The sequence below is a fragment of the Blastococcus sp. PRF04-17 genome (genome assembly GCF_023016265.1).
Taxonomy (GTDB): domain Bacteria; phylum Actinomycetota; class Actinomycetes; order Mycobacteriales; family Geodermatophilaceae; genus Blastococcus_B.
Window position 1 is genome coordinate 1,083,939 of the sequence record NZ_CP095412.1, and the last position, 14,015, is coordinate 1,097,953.

The following is a 14,015-nucleotide window of genomic DNA, read 5'->3' on the forward strand; positions in this document are numbered from 1 at the left end:
TCAGGCCTCCGACCAGGCCTTGGCCAGCAGGTCGCGCGTCTCGCGCAGCACCTGCGGCAGGACGCGGGTCAGGCCGATGACCGGCATGAAGTTCGTGTCGCCGCCCCACCGGGGGACGGCGTGCTGGTGCAGGTGGTCGGCGATGCCGGCACCGGCGACCGACCCCTGGTTCATGCCGATGTTGAACCCGTGCGCGCCGCTCACCGACCGCACGGTCCGCATCGCGGTCTGCGTGAAGGCGCCCAGCTCGGCGACCTCCTCGGCAGTCAGGTCCGTGTAGTCGGGCACGTGCCGGTACGGGACCAGCATCAGGTGCCCGGCGTTGTACGGGTACAGGTTGAGCACCGCGTAGACCGTCGTCCCCCGGGCAACGATCAGCCCTTCCTCGTCGCTCGTGGTCGGGATGACGCAGAACGGGCAGTCGTGCGCGCCGGTCGGCTTCCCCTCGCCCCGGATGTAGGCCATCCGGTAGGGCGTCCAGAGGTGTTCGAAGGCGCTGGTCGGCGCTCCGTCGTCGCTCCCGGTCATCCGGCCACCGTGCTCATCGGGTCACGGCCCTCCGCCGTCGGGTCGCTGTTGGCGCGGGAGGCGATCCACGCGGCGACCTGCTCGACGGCGTCGTCCACCGGGATGCCGTTGTTCTGCGACCCGTCGCGGTAGCGGAAGGACACCGCGCCGGCCTCGGCGTCGGTGGCGCCGGCGATGAGCACGAAGGGCACCTTCTGCTTGCTCGCCGTCCGGATCTTCTTCTGCATGCGGTCGTCGGAGTCGTCGATCTCCACCCGGATGCCCTTCGCCCGCAGCCTCAGCGCGACGTCACGCAGGTAGGGCACCTGCTCGTCGGTCACCGGGATGCCGACGACCTGCACCGGCGCCAGCCAGGCCGGGAAGGCGCCGGCGTAGTGCTCGGTGAGCACTCCGAAGAACCGCTCGATCGAGCCGAACTTCGCCGAGTGGATCATCACCGGCTGGGCCCGGCCGCCGTCGGCCGAGGTGTACTCCAGCCCGAAGCGCGCGGGCTGGTTGAAGTCGTACTGGATGGTCGACATCTGCCACGTGCGACCGATCGCGTCGCGCGCCTGCACCGAGATCTTCGGGCCGTAGAAGGCCGCGCCTCCTGGGTCCGGGACGAGCTCGAGGCCGGTCTCCTTCGCGGCGTCCTCGAGCACGCGGGTGGCGACCTCCCACTCCTCCGCCGACCCGATGAACTTGGCCGCCTTCTCGGGGTCGTCGCCGCGGGTGGACAACTCGAGGTAGTAGTCGTCGAGCCCGAAGTCCTTGAGCAGCCCGAGCACGAAGGCGAGCAGGTGCCGGATCTCTCCCGGCGCCTGCTCCGGGGTGACGTAGCTGTGCGAGTCGTCCTGCGTGAGCCCGCGGACGCGGGTCAGCCCGTGGACGACGCCGGACTTCTCGTAGCGGTACACCGAGCCGAACTCGAAGAACCGCAGCGGCAGCTCGCGGTAGGACCGCCCGCGCGACCGGAAGATCAGGTTGTGCATCGGGCAGTTCATGGCCTTGAGGTAGTACTTCGAGTTCTCCAGGTCCATGGCCGGGAACATGGTGTCCTCGTAGTACGGCAGGTGCCCGGAGGTCTCGAACAGGCCGCCCTTGCTGATGTGCGGCGAGCCGACGTAGTCGAAGCCCTCCTCGATGTGCCGCCGGCGGACGTAGTCCTCCATCTCCCGCTTGACGACGCCCCCTTGGGGTGGAACACCGCCAGGCCGGAGCCGATCTCGTCGGGGAAGCTGAACAGGTCCAGCTCGGCGCCCAGGCGGCGGTGGTCGCGCCGCTCCGCCTCGGCGAGGTGCTCGAGGTAGGCCTTGTGCGCCTCCTTGCTCTCCCAGGCGGTGCCGTAGATGCGCTGCAGCTGCGGGTTCTTCTCGCTGCCGCGCCAGTACGCCGCCGCGGACCGGGTGAGGCTGAACGCCGGGATGTTGTTCGTGCGCGGCAGGTGCGGACCGCGGCACAGGTCGGTCCAGACCCGCTCACCGGTGCGCGGGTCGAGGTTGTCGTACATGGTCAGCTGGGCGCCGCCGACCTCCACGTCTGCGCCCTCGGCCGCTTCACCGGCACCGCCCTTGAGCCCGATCAGCTCGAGCTTGTACGGCTCGTGCGCCAGTTCGGCCTGCGCGTCGGCGTCGCTGATCTCGCGGCGGGCGAAGTTCTGCCCGGCGCGCACGATCTCGGTCATCTTCTTCTCGAGCGCCTGCAGGTCCTCCGGGGTGAAGGGCCGGTCGGGGTCGAAGTCGTAGTAGAAGCCGTTCTCGACAGGGGGCCCGATCCCCAGCTTGGTGCCGGGGAACAGCTCCTGCACGGCCTGCGCCAGCACGTGCGCGGTCGAGTGGCGGATCACCGCACGGCCCTCGGCGCTGGTGGCGGGGACGGGCTCGACCTCGGCGTCGGTGCCGGGCGTCCAGGCGAGGTCCTTGAGCTCGCCGCTCGCCACCTCGCGGACGACGACCGCGCCGTCGGCCCCCTTGAGCGGCACTCCGGCGTCCTTGAGCGCCTGCATCGCCGTGGTCCCGGCCGGCACCTGGATCGGCGGCACGGCGGTGGGCGAGGGCGCGGTGGACACGAAGAACTCCCTGGGGCGGATCGACTGCTCGGGCGTCCGAGCCTAGTGCGCCACCTCCGCTCAGCCCGGGACTATCGCCAGCCCCGCCGCCACCGCACCGCGTGAGTCCAGGACCGCGGCCACCCGCTGGAAGGTCTCCGCGTCGGCCGGCTGGACGGTGACGGCGTCCGCGCCCAGCACGATCTGCAGCGGCACCGCTTCCGCCCGGCTCACCGCGAACCGGCCGTCGGCGCCGCGGGTGAAGGTGAACCGGGCCATCACCGAGTCCTCGGTCGCGTAGCCGCGGGTGGCGTGCTCGGCGATGTGGTTGCCGAGGCCGAAGGCGACCCACTCCCCCGCGACCTGCTCGAAGGGCTGCACCACGTGCGCGTGGTGGCCGAGCACGAGGTCGACGTCGGGCGAGGCCAGCAGCGCCTCGACAGCCGTGACCTGGGCATCGGTCGGGTCGTGCTGGTACTCCAGGCAGCAGTGCAGGCTCGCGACGACCACCTCCGCGCCGCCCGCCCGTGCCCGCGCGGCAGCCGCGAGCACCGGCGTCACGTCGGGGGCGTCGATGACGTCGACCGACCACTCCCGGCCGACCGGCAGCGGCACGCCGTTGAGGCTGAACGTGCTCGCGACGTGCCCGACCCGCACGCCGGCGACGTCGACGATGCGGGGTTCGAGGCTCGCGGCCTCGGTGCGGTAGGTGCCGGTGTGCGCGATGCCGGCGGCGTCCAGGACGTCGAGGGTGCGGACCAGGCCGTCGAAACCGTCGTCCAGGGAGTGGTTGGAGGCCGTCGAGCAGAGGTCGTAGCCCGCGCCGGCGAGGGCGTCGACGATCTCCGGCTGGACGGCGAAGCTCGGGTAGCCGCGGTACGGGCCGCCCGGGGGCGCGACCGGCGTCTCCAGGTGGCAGATCGCGAGGTCGGCGGCGCCGATCAGCGGCGCCACCGGGGCGAGGACGGCGGAGAAGTCGTATCCGCCGTCCGGCGTCCGCGCGCCGGTCGTGAGCGCGCGGTCCTGGTGGACGAGCACGTCACCGGTGGCGACCAGCGTGAAGCTCTCGGGTGGCGGCGGCGCGGTGGTGGTCGCGGGTGCGGCGGCCGAGGACGGCGCCGGCTCGCCGGGCGCCGCGGGGTCGCTCCCGCAGCCGGCGAGGGCCAGCGCGGCGACCGCGGTGACGAATCCCCTGCGCACGGCCGCAGGCTAGAGCAGCACCGGGTCGCCGACGCGCACCTCACCGGGTGTGCGCACGTCGGCGTAGACGCCCAGGCAGTGCTTGGGCGTGCGGGTGATCCGGAGCACCGCGTCGCCGATCCGGACGACCTCCCCGACCCAGGCCCGCTCGTCCTCCTCGTCCAGCGCCAGCACGACGTTGGCCCGCGGATCGTCGGGTGAGCAGCCCTCCGGCACGTCGCCGGCGGCCGCCCGGTCGATCGCCCGCCGGGAGACCAGGTGCACCGGCGCCACCTCGCCGGGTGCGGCCTCGGTGACCGAGAGACGGACCGCCCGGCCGAGGGCACCGGTCAGCGCTGCGGCGTCGGCATCGGGGTCGCCGGTGGCGACGACGTCCCGCACCGCCGGGTGCTGCTTCGCCCGCAACACGGCGCCGTCGCCGCCGACCGGCGTCCAGGCGCGGTCACCGGCCAGGCCGGTGGCGCCGATCCCGACCGCAGGCACCGCCCGCCCGGCCAGGGACCGCACCGGGTAGATCCAGAGCTGCTCGACCCGCCCGACGACCCGCACGCAGCGACGTTAGGCCACGCGGGGCCCGCCCTGCCGACCCAGGCGTCGCAGCTGGCCGTCGAGGTAGGGCCGCGCCCGGCGGAGCCCGCCCTCGCTGCCGATGACCTCGGCGAGCCGGGTCAGGGACCTCCGCAGACGGGCCTCGTCGGGCTGCCAGCCCCGGCGCCGGCACTCCTGGAGCCACTCGACCGGCGTGCGGTGGCCCCGCTCGGCGTTGCACCGGCGGCAGGCCGCGACCTCGTTCTCCAGCCGGGACGGGCCGCCCTTGACCCGCGGCACCACGTGCTCGGTCGTCGGCATCACCAGCGACGCGAAGGAGCGGCCGCACCAGATGCAGGTGCCGCCGTCCCGCTGCAGGATCTCGGCGAGGCGCGCGGCGCGGCCGGGCAACGGACGGGACATCGAGTCCATAGTGCCCGAAACGGCAAGACACCGGCGGACGATGCCCAACCGCTCCAGCGAGCCGAACGGAACCAGTAATCTCCATAAATGGCCCGGGGCAAGCGGCGACAGAACTCCTCACCGCCCGCGCCCATGGGCTCGGATGCCTGGGATCGGATCGCAATCGACGAAGTGGCGTCAGGCCGGACGACGACTCTCGACCTCCGGGACCTGGAAACGCCCAGTCACCGGATCACCGAGCTGCCGTCTGAGGTCAGGGGTCTGCGCAATCTCACCGAGCTGAGGCTGGGAGACACTCGGCTCACCGGCCTGCCCGACTGGTTGTGCGAACTCCCGCGACTCGAACTCGTCGACGCGAGAAGCGTGAGGTTGACAACCCTCCCCGCTCTGCCACGGGCGCGATGGGCGCTGAATGCCGAAACGGTGCGCACATGCGCCGACCACATCGACCCCCGTGCCATCTTCTCGGTCCGCGTCGATCCGAAGACCTCGGACACCGCGCTGCGACACCTAGTCCGGCTCACGCAGGAACGAGCGATGACGCTCAGCATCCTGACAGTGGGTGGGACTATCACTCTTGCCAACCGGGACCGGACGGCAGCGCAATGGACCGATCTGGAGCGGCTTGAGACGCACCTCGACGCCCTCCTGCGCGGCCAGCCCGATCTTGATCACGTGCTCATCTGGGGATGCCCCCTCGGTCGGGTGCCGCAAGGCTTGGCCGCGTTGCGGAAATTGCACGTCCTGGCCTTGATCGCCGTCTACCCGGATCACCTACCGGACTGGCTGTTCTCGTTCCCCGAGCTGAGAACCCTCGGCCTGTCACACAACAACCTGAAGGACCTCCCCACAGCCATTGCCAAGGCGCGGACGCTCGACTCGCTCGATTTGAGCAACAACCCCTTCAGGCGAGTGCCAGAGGGCGTGTGGGACCTCTCGAACCTCAGGACCCTGTCGCTGGACGACTGCCCGATCAGTGAGGTCCCGGCGGCCATCCTGCGTCTGGAGAAGCTGGAAGACCTTTCTTTGGGTTCACCCTTCGAGCGTCAGGCAACGCCGCCGAAAGGCCTTGTCCGGCCACCACCGGAGATCGCGATCCACGGCGTGGAGGCGATCAAGAACTACTGGCGTCAGCAGCAGGCCGTCGGAGTCGACTACCTCGCCGAGGCGAAGTTGCTGATCGTCGGCGAGCCCGGTGCCGGCAAGACCACGCTGGCGAAGAAGCTGCTCGACCCCGGCTACGTCCTCGACTCCGGCGAGCAGTCGACCGAGGGGATCGACGTCTCCACGTGGGAGTTCCCGAGCGCCATCCGCGTCCAGTCGGACGGCAGCGAGGACCTGCTCCGCTGCACCTTCCGTGCCAACATCTGGGACTTCGGTGGGCAGGAGATCTACCACGCCACGCACCAGTTCTTCCTCACCCGTCGGTCGGTGTACGTCCTGGTCACGGACGAGCGCAGGGAGGACACCGATTTCGAGTACTGGCTCGAGGTCGTGAACCTGCTCAGCGACGGCAGCCCCGTGCTGATCGTGCAGAACCAGAAGCAGGGCCGTCACCAAGGAATCGACTTCAGCGATCTCCGGCGGCGGTACCCCAACCTCCGGCCGCCGCTGACGCTGAACTTGGCAGACAGGCGGAGTCTCAAGCCGGCCGTCCAGCGGATCCGCGCCGAGCTCGAACAGCTGCCCCACATCGGCACCCCCTGCCGAAGACGTGGCGTGACGTCCGGGTGGCGCTCGAGTCCGACTCCCGCGACCACGTGAGCGCCGAGGAGTTCTTCCGGATCTGCGAGGCGCACGGGTTCGATCGCCGGCAGGACATGCTGCAGCTCGGCGGATACCTCCACGACCTGGGGATCTGCCTCTTCTTCCAGGACGACGAGCTGCTGTCGCGCACCGTGGTCCTCAAGCCGGAATGGGGAACGGGTGCGGTCTACCGCGCTCTCGATGATCCGAAGATCATCCGCAACCTGGGTGTCTTCGGCCCCGCCGACCTCAAGCGGATCTGGCACGAGCCTGCGTACGCATCGATGCGAGCCGAGCTGTTGCAGCTCATGGTGCGGTTCGGCCTCTGCTACCGGGTTCCGGGCTCGGAGACCTTCGTGGCGCCCCAGCTTCTGTCCCCGACTAGGCCGTCATACGCGTGGGACGACGCGGACAACCTCCTGCTCCGGTACGAGTACGACGTCATGCCGAAGGGAATCGTCCGCCGGCTGATCGTCGCGCTGCACGACCTGATAGAGCCCGGCGACAACGTCTGGCGCACCGGAGTCCTCCTCCGACACGACCTGACGCAGGCCGAGATCATCGAGGACTACCGGCGCCGGCGCCTGACGATCCGGTTGCGCGGCGGCGATCCGCGGATCTTGCTCGCCATGATCGACCGCGAACTGGCTGCCGTTCACCGGTCCTACCCGGCGATTCGATTCGAGAAGTACCGCCCCTGCGACTGCGATCGATGCGCCGTCGCAGTTGAGCCGACCATGTTCACCATCGGTGAGCTCATGGACTTCGTCGTAGACGGCTCCGGCATCCAGTGCAGGCGCAGCCGAACGCTCCGGGACGCCGCTGCCTTGCTCCACGGCCTCTACAAGGACCCGGTACAGAGCTCCGGCTCAGCCGCGAGCGGCAGGACCGCACCCGCCGCCCAGCCGGAGATATTCGTCTCCTACAAGTGGGGCGGAGACGCCGACGCGCTCGTCGACGAGATCCAGCAGCGCATGTCCGAGCGGGGGTGCACATCACCCGCGACCGCGACGAGGTGGACTACCGCAATTCGATCGAGCAGTTCATGCGGCGGCTCGGAGCCGGCAAGTGCGTCGTCGTCGTGCTGGACCAGGCGTACCTGCGCTCGCGGAACTGCATGTACGAACTGAGCCGAATCGCGGAGGATCCGAGCTTTGCCACGCGGGTCTTCCCGGTCGTCATGCCCGACGCGGGCATCTTCGATCCGCTGGAACTGGTCAGGCACGTCAAGCACTGGGAGACCAGGCAGAAGGAGCTGGACGAGGCCATGCGGACCGTCGGCCAGGAGAACCTCCAGGGCATCCGGGAGGACCTGGACCTGTACGAGACCATCCGCAACACCATCGCCGGGATCCTGAACGTTTTGCGGGAGATGAACACGCTGACCGTGGCTGCGCATCAGGCCGACGGGTTCGAGCGGCTCTACCGCTCGCTGGAGAAGGCCCTGGACCTTGGGCGGTCACCTACGGCCGATCATTGAGGCCACGACGGACGAAAGGCCAGGCCGCCCATCTATGGGTGGACCTGGCCCTTCGTTTCGGTGGGCGATACTGGGTTCGAACCAGTGACCTCTTCGGTGTGAACGAAGCGCTCTACCACTGAGCCAATCGCCCGGCCCTTGAGATTGTGCCAGAGCCTCAGCGCCAGAGGGGGACCCACCCCGGCACCCACTCGGGCACCCCGACGAAGTGCAGGGTCACCACGAGCACGCCGTAGACGAACGCCGCTGTCGCGAGGGCGATGACCACGCGGATCCACACGGCGCAGGTGTTGACCCAGTCGGTCCAGCGCTTGACGTGCTTCTTGGTGAACTCCAGCAGCCGCTCGGCCCAGGTGAACTCCGAGGCGAGCACGAACAGGCCGGCGATGACCGTCAGCCAGCCGGGCCCGGGCAGCGGGATGGTGACCAGGCCGACCGCGACGACGAGCCCGCCGAACACGCCGACGCAGATCCGGTAGGTGTGGTTGACGCTGCGCCGGGCGGCCAGACGACGACGCCACCTCGTGTCCGCGACCCGCTCGCGGAGGCTGCGGATCTCGTCGGCGTCGTACCGTGCCCGGCGCTCGTCGGAGGTCTCCCGGTGGGTCGCCTGCGGCGGGGAAGAAGTGTTCTGTCCGCTCAGCTGGTCACCTGCCCGGTCGCCACCACGTCCGTCGGTTCCGACGGAGCCTCCCGACCGGGCTCGAGACTGATGCCGTAGACGGGATACTCGTCGAGGCCGGTCAGGCCGGAGCCTACGGTTTTCAGCTCCATCTGTGACCCATCGACGTCGAAGACACCGAGCGCGGTCGCCTCTTCGCCCTCGAGACCCCAGACCACGTAGGTCGTCTCGCTGCTGTCGTTGGCCTCCAGTTGCTGCGTCACCACGGTGACCTCGCCCTCCCGGGCGACCACCGTGGCGACCTGCCGGCCGTCCGCGGTCAGCGGCGCCACGGTGGCCCGGCCCTGCCGCAGCAGGTTCTCCACGACGGCGCCCTGCGCGGCGACGGTGGACCGCAGCTCCTCCCGCTCGGAGTTCAGTCCGACCGCCCACGACCCCAGGCCGACGATCGTGGCCACGGCCGCGGCCACCAGCGCCGCCGGCAGCATCCGACGCCACCGGGGCAGCGGGGCGGCGGCGGGGGCGGACGGCTGGGACGCGGGTGCCGCTGCCGGCGGTCGGGTCGGCTCCGGGACAGCGGGCAGTTGCGGGGTGTGCTCGACGGCCGTCCGCAGTCGGGACCTGACCTGCTCCGAGGGCTCGGCGCGCGGCAGGTCGGCGGCCAAGGCCGCCATGACCTCGGTGGTCTCGGCGACGGTGGCGGTGCACCTGTCGCAGGTGGGCAGGTGGACCGCGAACGCAGCCTCGTCCTCCGGCTCCAGGGCGTGCAGCGCCCAGCCGACGGCCAGCTCGTCGAACGGCTCGTGGTCGTCGGACGCGGGCGGGCGGGGGGTCATCGCCGTCCCTCCTCGGCGGTGGCGCCGTCGAGGGCACCGAGCGCCCCGTCCTGGACGCCGGTCCCGCCCAGCTCCTGCCGGAGCCGGCGCATGCCCGAGAGCATTCGCGTCTTGACGGTCCCCAGCGGCGCCCCCGTCAGGGCCGCGACCTCCCGCTGGGTGTAACCGCCGTAGTAGGCCAGGGTCAGCGCCTCCCGCTGGGCGTCGGAGAGCACACCCATCGCCGCCCGCACCTGCTGGGCGACCACCCGGGACCACGCGTCGTCCTCGACGTCCCGCGCGGCCGTGGGAGTGCTGCGCGCCAGGTCGTCCTCGGCCAGCGCCTGCCGCCGCCGCTGCGACTCCTCCCGGCGGACGGCATCGACCGCCTTGTGGTGCACCACCGCCAGGATCCACGAGGCGACGCTGCCGCGGCCCCTGTCGAACGCGGCCGGGTCGCGCCAGACGCTGAGGAAGGCCTCCTGCAGCACGTCCTCGGCGAGCGCGTCGTCGGCGAGGATCCGGCGGGCCAGGGCGAAGGCCGGGCGCCGGAACCGGTCGTAGAGGTCGTCGAGGCCGGAGCGGTCCCCCGCCCGGATGCGACGGATCACATCGGCGTCCCGTTCGGCGTCCTCGGGACGCCGCGCGGGAGTGGTCACGGCTCCCATGGTCACACGCACCTTTCGCAACAACCCGTTCGTGCGGTTCACCGACGCCCTTGGCGGGCATGGACAGGGGGACGACAACACGCCCACGTGACGGGTGTGACGGATGTGAAGGAAGTTGCGATGCCACGTCACTTCGAGACGCGACGGTCGTTGACCTGACATGCCGAGCCGATGGACCCCCGGGTACTCCTCCCCCATCACGCTTCAGCTGGTCGGTCCGCAGTCGTGGACCGAGGTTCGGGCGCTGCTGTGCTACGACGCCGCCGACCCGTTCGCCGTCCGCATCGCCTTCGGTGACGTGGGCGACGAGGACGGCGTCGTCGACATCGAGGACGGCGGCATCGCCTGGCTGCTGAGCCGCGAGCTGCTGCAGGCCGGCCTGGACGGACCGGCCGGCGAGGGCGACGTCCGCCTGTGGCCGGCCCACGCCGCCACCGACGTCCTCTTCATGCATCTGCGCGCCCCCTCCGGAGAGGCGCTGTTCGAGCTCTCCCGGGCCACCGTGGCGGCGTTCCTGCGCCAGACCGAGCAGCTGGTCCCCTCCGGCAGCGAGAGCTCGCTGCTGGACCTCGACGACGAGCTGCAGGCGCTGATCTCCGGCGGAGGTGCCGACCCGACAGGGCGCTGACCAGCGCGGATGCTCCTGCGTCCGCCGCGGAAGCGGCGGGCGGAGACCCCCTGCTTGGAGGCCCCGGGAGCGTCGGTTAGAGTTCTGCACGCAACGCGGACGTGGCTCAGCTGGTAGAGCATCACCTTGCCAAGGTGAGGGTCGCGGGTTCGAATCCCGTCGTCCGCTCGGAACCTCGGGCGCCGGTCGAGAGACTGGCGCCCGCGTGCGGTGGAGTGGCCGAGAGGCGAGGCAACGGCCTGCAAAGCCGTCTACACGGGTTCAAATCCCGTCTCCACCTCGTCTCCTCCCGGAGCACGAGCGCGGAGGAGGGTCCGGTCGCGAGGCCGGGACGGGCGATTGGCGCAGCGGTAGCGCGCTTCCCTGACACGGAAGAGGTCACTGGTTCGATCCCAGTATCGCCCACCACACGCAGAGCCCCAGGTCGACGACCTGGGGCTCTCGTCATCCCGGGGGTCCGGACGACGGTCGCCGGAGAATCGTCCACCAGTGATGGACGGCGAGGGCTACCCATCCCACCGCCAACGCGGTGAACAGCCACCGCGACAACGCATCGCCGTCGCCGTGGACCCAGCGCAGCGTGGCCAGCACCACCCAGGCCACCGCGAAGCCGATGAACAGCTTGGCCAGGCGGCGGCGCGATGCGGCGTCACGGCGAGCCCAGTAGGCGTCCCTGCGCTTCTGCGCGTCGTCCGCCTCGGAGGTCACCTCGGCAGGGTGCATGCCTGCCTCACCGTGCGGCAACCGGCGTCACCCGTCCAGGATCAGGCGCATGGTCCACGCCCGCGTCGACTTCTTCTCCGACGCCCTCTCGCTGTCCACGTCCATGACGGTCCTGCTCCCCCAGCGGACGGCCACGCAGATCGGCCTGGCGGGCCGCACCACCGACGGGCCTCCTCCGGTGCTCTACCTGCTGCACGGGCTCAGCGACGACGACACGATCTGGGTGCGGCGGACGTCCATCGAGCGGTACGTGGCCCCGCTCGGCCTGGCCGTGGTGATGCCGCAGGTGCACCGCAGCTTCTACGCGGACCAGGCCTACGGCGGTCGCTACTGGACGTTCCTCACCGAGGAGCTGCCCGACCTCGTCGGCTCGTTGTTCCGGGTGTCGCAGCGCCGCGAGGACACCTTCGTCGCCGGCCTCTCGATGGGTGGCTACGGGGCGTTCAAGTGGGCGTTGCGGCACCCGGATCGCTTCGCCGCCGCAGCCAGCCTGTCCGGTGTGATGGACCTCGCCGGACGCCGAGCGGGACGGGAACGGCCCGAGGACCCGCGGATGTTCGAGCGGATCTACGGCGACCGGGACGTCGCCGGCAGCTCGGACGACCTGCTCGCTCTGCTCGATCGGGCCGATCCGGCCGGGCTGCCGAAGATGTACCTCTGCTGCGGTACCGAGGACGAGCTGATCGGCGACAACGAGCGCTTCCGCGACCGGTGTGCGACGGCCGGGGTCCCGCTCACGACCGATTTCGGCCCCGGCGCGCACGACTGGTCGTACTGGGACGCCACCATCCAGGACGTCCTCGCCTGGCTCCCGCTGGACCGCCCCGACAAGGCCGTCAGCTGACCGGGCGACCGACCGTGATCGTCGCCGCCACCCGGTCGCCCTCGGGCCACGTCCTGAAGCCGAGGGACCGCAGCAGTTCCTGCGCCGGCTGGTTGGCGCTGGACGTGTCCGCCCGGACGGTGTGCGCGCCGTACCGGGCGGCCTCCTCCAGCACCGCGGTGAGCGCCCGCCTGCCGACCCCGCTGCCGCGGGCGCCCCGGCTCAGCCAGATCCCGGTCTCGAGCACGCCGTCCTCCGGCAGGCGTTTCAGCCGGACGGCGCCGACCACGGCGTCCTCCGCCTCCACCGCCCACGTCGCCTCGCCGTAGGGCCCGTCGAGTCCGGACCGGCGCTCGGCGTGGAAGCGGTGCAGCCATTCGATCCGCTCCCGCGACCACTGGGGTCCCGGGGTCAGCGGCGGCGTCGCCTCGTCCGGTTCCGCGTCGGTCTGGGCGACGGCGACGAGCCGCCCAGCACCGCGTCGTCGACGGGCAGCAGCCGGACCCGGGGAGGCGCCGGCCGGGTCGCCCGGCGCCGCTGCCGCCACCCCCTATAGGCCACCACGGCGAGGAGCAGGCCGAGGCCGACCAGGACCCAGTCGAGGGTCCGCAGCGGCCGGTCCAGCACCTGGGTGCCCGCGACGACCAGGCCGAGCACGGCCTGGAAGAGGAAGAATGCGGCCGGGGTCCGCGCCGTATCGCGTTCAACCATCCCGATGCCGCTCCTGTCGGCTCATCCCAGCGCCGGCGCCACGCGCTCGGCCCAGAACGTGTCCACCTGGCGAGCCAGCTCCTCCGGGGTGCCGCTGTTGTCGAGAACGACGTCGGCGATCGCCCGGCGCTGCTCGTCGGAGGCCTGCGCCGCCATGCGGGCCCGCGCGTCGTCGGCGGTCAGTCCCCGCTGCACCAGCCGGGCCACCCGCACCTCCACGTCGGCCTCGACGACCAGGACGAGGTCGTAGCTGGTCGCCTGGCCGGTCTCCGCCAGCAGCGGCACGTCGTGGACGACGACGGACCCCGGTGGCGCGGCGGCCTCCAGCTCGCGCGCACGGGCCCTCACCAGCGGATGCACGATGCCGTCAAGCGTCCGGCGTGCCTCCGGATCGGCGAACACGATCCCCGCGAGCGCGGGCCGGTCCAGGGCACCGTCCGCCGTGAGCACGCGCTCGCCGAAAGCGGACACGACGGCCGTCAGCCCCGGCGTGCCGGGTGCCACGACCTCGCGGGCGACCCGGTCGGCGTCGACGACCACGGCCCCGTGGTCGGCCAGCAGCGCCGAGACGGTGCTCTTGCCCGAACCGATCCCACCCGTCAGCCCGATGCGCACGGACGGACCCTAGCCACCGGCACCGAACACAGACTCCAGCGGACGAACATCACGGCCTGGTAACACGCGTCCGTCCCGCCCGGCGCGTCGCACCAGTCACACGCGTCACGGGACTTAACGTCCGTCCCGGCGATCTTCCCCGCCGAGAGAGGCAGAACCGACCATGTCCCGTCCCACGCCCGTCGCCCGCGCCGGCCGTCACCGGCTCGGCGCGTCCTCCGGGGTGCGCGTCACCGACATCCCCGCCGTCCGTGAGCGGATGCAGTTCCAGCGGGCCGCGACGCGGTCGCGCCACAGCTCCTTCACCCGGTGGCTGTTCCAGTCCCCCGCGACCGGCCGCCACACCTGGAGCTTCCTGGCCGGCTCCGGTGGTCGCCCGCGCACTGCGTTCGCGATCATCCTCAGCCTGTAGCAGAAGGCCCCTCCGCCCCCCGGCAGGAGGGCGGAGAACGTCAGAGGCCCAGAACCGAATCGGTTCT

The 14,015-nt window shown here is 71.2% G+C and carries 17 protein-coding genes, 4 tRNA genes and 1 pseudogene; 9 read left to right on the forward strand and 13 right to left on the reverse strand.

From position 1 onward, the window contains the following. The 6 genes and pseudogenes from MVA48_RS05470 to MVA48_RS05495 all read right to left on the reverse strand — a co-directional run bounded on the left by MVA48_RS05470 (position 1) and on the right by MVA48_RS05495 (position 4,705). The gene (locus MVA48_RS05470) at positions 1-528 is read right to left on the reverse strand and encodes an HIT family protein (protein WP_246986623.1); all 528 of its coding nucleotides are present in this window, start codon (positions 526-528) and stop codon (positions 1-3) included. Further along, positions 525-1,679 carry a threonine--tRNA ligase gene (thrS, locus tag MVA48_RS05475; protein ID WP_246986625.1) on the reverse strand — a complete coding sequence of 385 codons (1,155 nt, stop codon included), beginning with the start codon at positions 1,677-1,679 and terminating at the stop codon, positions 525-527. The genes MVA48_RS05470 and thrS (MVA48_RS05475) overlap by 4 nt, the downstream gene beginning before the upstream one ends. A gap of 224 nt (positions 1,680-1,903) precedes the next feature. Next, positions 1,904-2,512, reverse strand: a pseudogene (thrS, locus tag MVA48_RS23985) (threonine--tRNA ligase); the annotation flags it as partial. A 123-nt stretch (positions 2,513-2,635) separates the two neighbouring features. Continuing rightward, entirely contained in the window at positions 2,636-3,754 is a 1,119-nt protein-coding gene (locus tag MVA48_RS05485) for a CapA family protein (RefSeq protein WP_246986627.1), read from the reverse strand. Positions 3,755-3,763: 9 nt separating this feature from the next. Then, positions 3,764-4,303, reverse strand: coding sequence for an MOSC N-terminal beta barrel domain-containing protein (locus MVA48_RS05490; RefSeq protein ID WP_246986629.1), 540 nt, complete (start codon positions 4,301-4,303; stop codon positions 3,764-3,766). Between the two features lie 9 nt (positions 4,304-4,312). Then, positions 4,313-4,705 carry an HNH endonuclease gene (locus MVA48_RS05495; RefSeq protein WP_246986631.1) on the reverse strand — a complete coding sequence of 131 codons (393 nt, stop codon included), beginning with the start codon at positions 4,703-4,705 and terminating at the stop codon, positions 4,313-4,315. Positions 4,706-4,792: 87 nt separating this feature from the next. Between MVA48_RS05495 and MVA48_RS05500 the strand changes: the two genes are divergently transcribed. From MVA48_RS05500 to MVA48_RS05510, 3 genes are read left to right on the forward strand one after another with little or no spacing between them, the layout of a single operon-like run. After that, the gene (locus MVA48_RS05500; protein WP_246986633.1) at positions 4,793-6,469 is read left to right on the forward strand and encodes a leucine-rich repeat domain-containing protein; all 1,677 of its coding nucleotides are present in this window, start codon (positions 4,793-4,795) and stop codon (positions 6,467-6,469) included. Continuing rightward, entirely contained in the window at positions 6,436-7,581 is a 1,146-nt protein-coding gene (locus tag MVA48_RS05505; protein ID WP_246986635.1) for a COR domain-containing protein, read from the forward strand. Before MVA48_RS05500 ends, MVA48_RS05505 begins: the two co-directional genes overlap by 34 nt. Beyond that, positions 7,467-7,931, forward strand: a complete 465-nt coding sequence (locus MVA48_RS05510; protein WP_371821196.1) for a hypothetical protein — start codon at positions 7,467-7,469, stop codon at positions 7,929-7,931. The genes MVA48_RS05505 and MVA48_RS05510 overlap by 115 nt, the downstream gene beginning before the upstream one ends. A gap of 61 nt (positions 7,932-7,992) precedes the next feature. Here the strand turns inward: MVA48_RS05510 and MVA48_RS05515 are convergent. The 4 genes from MVA48_RS05515 to MVA48_RS05530 form a co-directional block, all read right to left on the reverse strand. Continuing rightward, positions 7,993-8,064, reverse strand: a tRNA-Val gene (locus MVA48_RS05515). Between the two features lie 24 nt (positions 8,065-8,088). After that, positions 8,089-8,487: a TIGR02611 family protein gene (locus MVA48_RS05520; protein WP_256461160.1), complete on the reverse strand. Its 399-nt coding sequence runs from the start codon at positions 8,485-8,487 to the stop codon at positions 8,089-8,091. A gap of 83 nt (positions 8,488-8,570) precedes the next feature. After that, positions 8,571-9,389 (reverse strand): anti-sigma factor, encoded by an 819-nt coding sequence (locus MVA48_RS05525; RefSeq protein ID WP_246986640.1) that lies wholly within the window; start codon positions 9,387-9,389, stop codon positions 8,571-8,573. After that, positions 9,386-10,036 (reverse strand): sigma-70 family RNA polymerase sigma factor, encoded by a 651-nt coding sequence (locus MVA48_RS05530; protein ID WP_246986642.1) that lies wholly within the window; start codon positions 10,034-10,036, stop codon positions 9,386-9,388. Before MVA48_RS05530 ends, MVA48_RS05525 begins: the two co-directional genes overlap by 4 nt. A gap of 160 nt (positions 10,037-10,196) precedes the next feature. Between MVA48_RS05530 and MVA48_RS05535 the strand changes: the two genes are divergently transcribed. From MVA48_RS05535 to MVA48_RS05550, 4 genes are all read left to right on the forward strand, one after another. Continuing rightward, positions 10,197-10,664 (forward strand): SsgA family sporulation/cell division regulator, encoded by a 468-nt coding sequence (locus MVA48_RS05535; protein ID WP_246986644.1) that lies wholly within the window; start codon positions 10,197-10,199, stop codon positions 10,662-10,664. A gap of 95 nt (positions 10,665-10,759) precedes the next feature. Continuing rightward, positions 10,760-10,832: transfer RNA gene (locus tag MVA48_RS05540), tRNA-Gly, on the forward strand. A 41-nt stretch (positions 10,833-10,873) separates the two neighbouring features. Further along, a tRNA-Cys gene (locus MVA48_RS05545) sits at positions 10,874-10,944 on the forward strand. A gap of 53 nt (positions 10,945-10,997) precedes the next feature. Further along, positions 10,998-11,072, forward strand: a tRNA-Val gene (locus tag MVA48_RS05550). 36 nt (positions 11,073-11,108) lie between these two features. Here MVA48_RS05550 and MVA48_RS05555 read toward each other — a convergent pair. After that, entirely contained in the window at positions 11,109-11,372 is a 264-nt protein-coding gene (locus MVA48_RS05555) for a hypothetical protein (RefSeq protein ID WP_246986646.1), read from the reverse strand. 64 nt (positions 11,373-11,436) lie between these two features. On the opposite strand from MVA48_RS05555, the gene MVA48_RS05560 reads away from it, so the two are divergent. Next, a complete protein-coding gene (locus tag MVA48_RS05560) occupies positions 11,437-12,231 on the forward strand; it encodes an alpha/beta hydrolase (protein WP_246986648.1) in 795 nt (264 codons plus the stop codon). Here the strand turns inward: MVA48_RS05560 and MVA48_RS05565 are convergent. Beyond that, on the reverse strand, positions 12,224-12,757 hold the full coding sequence (locus tag MVA48_RS05565; RefSeq protein ID WP_246986650.1) for a GNAT family N-acetyltransferase: 534 nt from the start codon (positions 12,755-12,757) through the stop codon (positions 12,224-12,226). The genes MVA48_RS05560 and MVA48_RS05565 overlap by 8 nt on opposite strands. A gap of 185 nt (positions 12,758-12,942) precedes the next feature. After that, the gene (coaE, locus tag MVA48_RS05570) at positions 12,943-13,536 is read right to left on the reverse strand and encodes a dephospho-CoA kinase (protein ID WP_246986652.1); all 594 of its coding nucleotides are present in this window, start codon (positions 13,534-13,536) and stop codon (positions 12,943-12,945) included. A 163-nt stretch (positions 13,537-13,699) separates the two neighbouring features. Between coaE and MVA48_RS05575 the strand changes: the two genes are divergently transcribed. Then, positions 13,700-13,948 carry a hypothetical protein gene (locus tag MVA48_RS05575; RefSeq protein WP_246986655.1) on the forward strand — a complete coding sequence of 83 codons (249 nt, stop codon included), beginning with the start codon at positions 13,700-13,702 and terminating at the stop codon, positions 13,946-13,948. The last annotated feature ends 67 nt before the right edge of the window (positions 13,949-14,015 follow it).

Excerpts from the sequence above, each read along its gene's own strand:
- MVA48_RS05470 (WP_246986623.1), bottom strand. The coding sequence starts at position 528 with ATGACCGGGAGCGACGACGGAGCGCCGACCAGCGCCTTCGAACACCTC.
- thrS (WP_246986625.1), bottom strand. The coding sequence starts at position 1,679 with ATGGAGGACTACGTCCGCCGGCGGCACATCGAGGAGGGCTTCGACTAC.
- MVA48_RS05495 (WP_246986631.1), bottom strand. The coding sequence starts at position 4,705 with ATGTCCCGTCCGTTGCCCGGCCGCGCCGCGCGCCTCGCCGAGATCCTG.
- MVA48_RS05500 (WP_246986633.1), top strand. The coding sequence starts at position 4,793 with ATGGCCCGGGGCAAGCGGCGACAGAACTCCTCACCGCCCGCGCCCATG.
- MVA48_RS05525 (WP_246986640.1), bottom strand. The coding sequence starts at position 9,389 with ATGACCCCCCGCCCGCCCGCGTCCGACGACCACGAGCCGTTCGACGAG.
- MVA48_RS05530 (WP_246986642.1), bottom strand. The coding sequence starts at position 10,036 with ATGGGAGCCGTGACCACTCCCGCGCGGCGTCCCGAGGACGCCGAACGG.
- MVA48_RS05535 (WP_246986644.1), top strand. The coding sequence starts at position 10,197 with ATGCCGAGCCGATGGACCCCCGGGTACTCCTCCCCCATCACGCTTCAG.
- MVA48_RS05560 (WP_246986648.1), top strand. The coding sequence starts at position 11,437 with ATGGTCCACGCCCGCGTCGACTTCTTCTCCGACGCCCTCTCGCTGTCC.
- MVA48_RS05575 (WP_246986655.1), top strand. The coding sequence starts at position 13,700 with ATGTCCCGTCCCACGCCCGTCGCCCGCGCCGGCCGTCACCGGCTCGGC.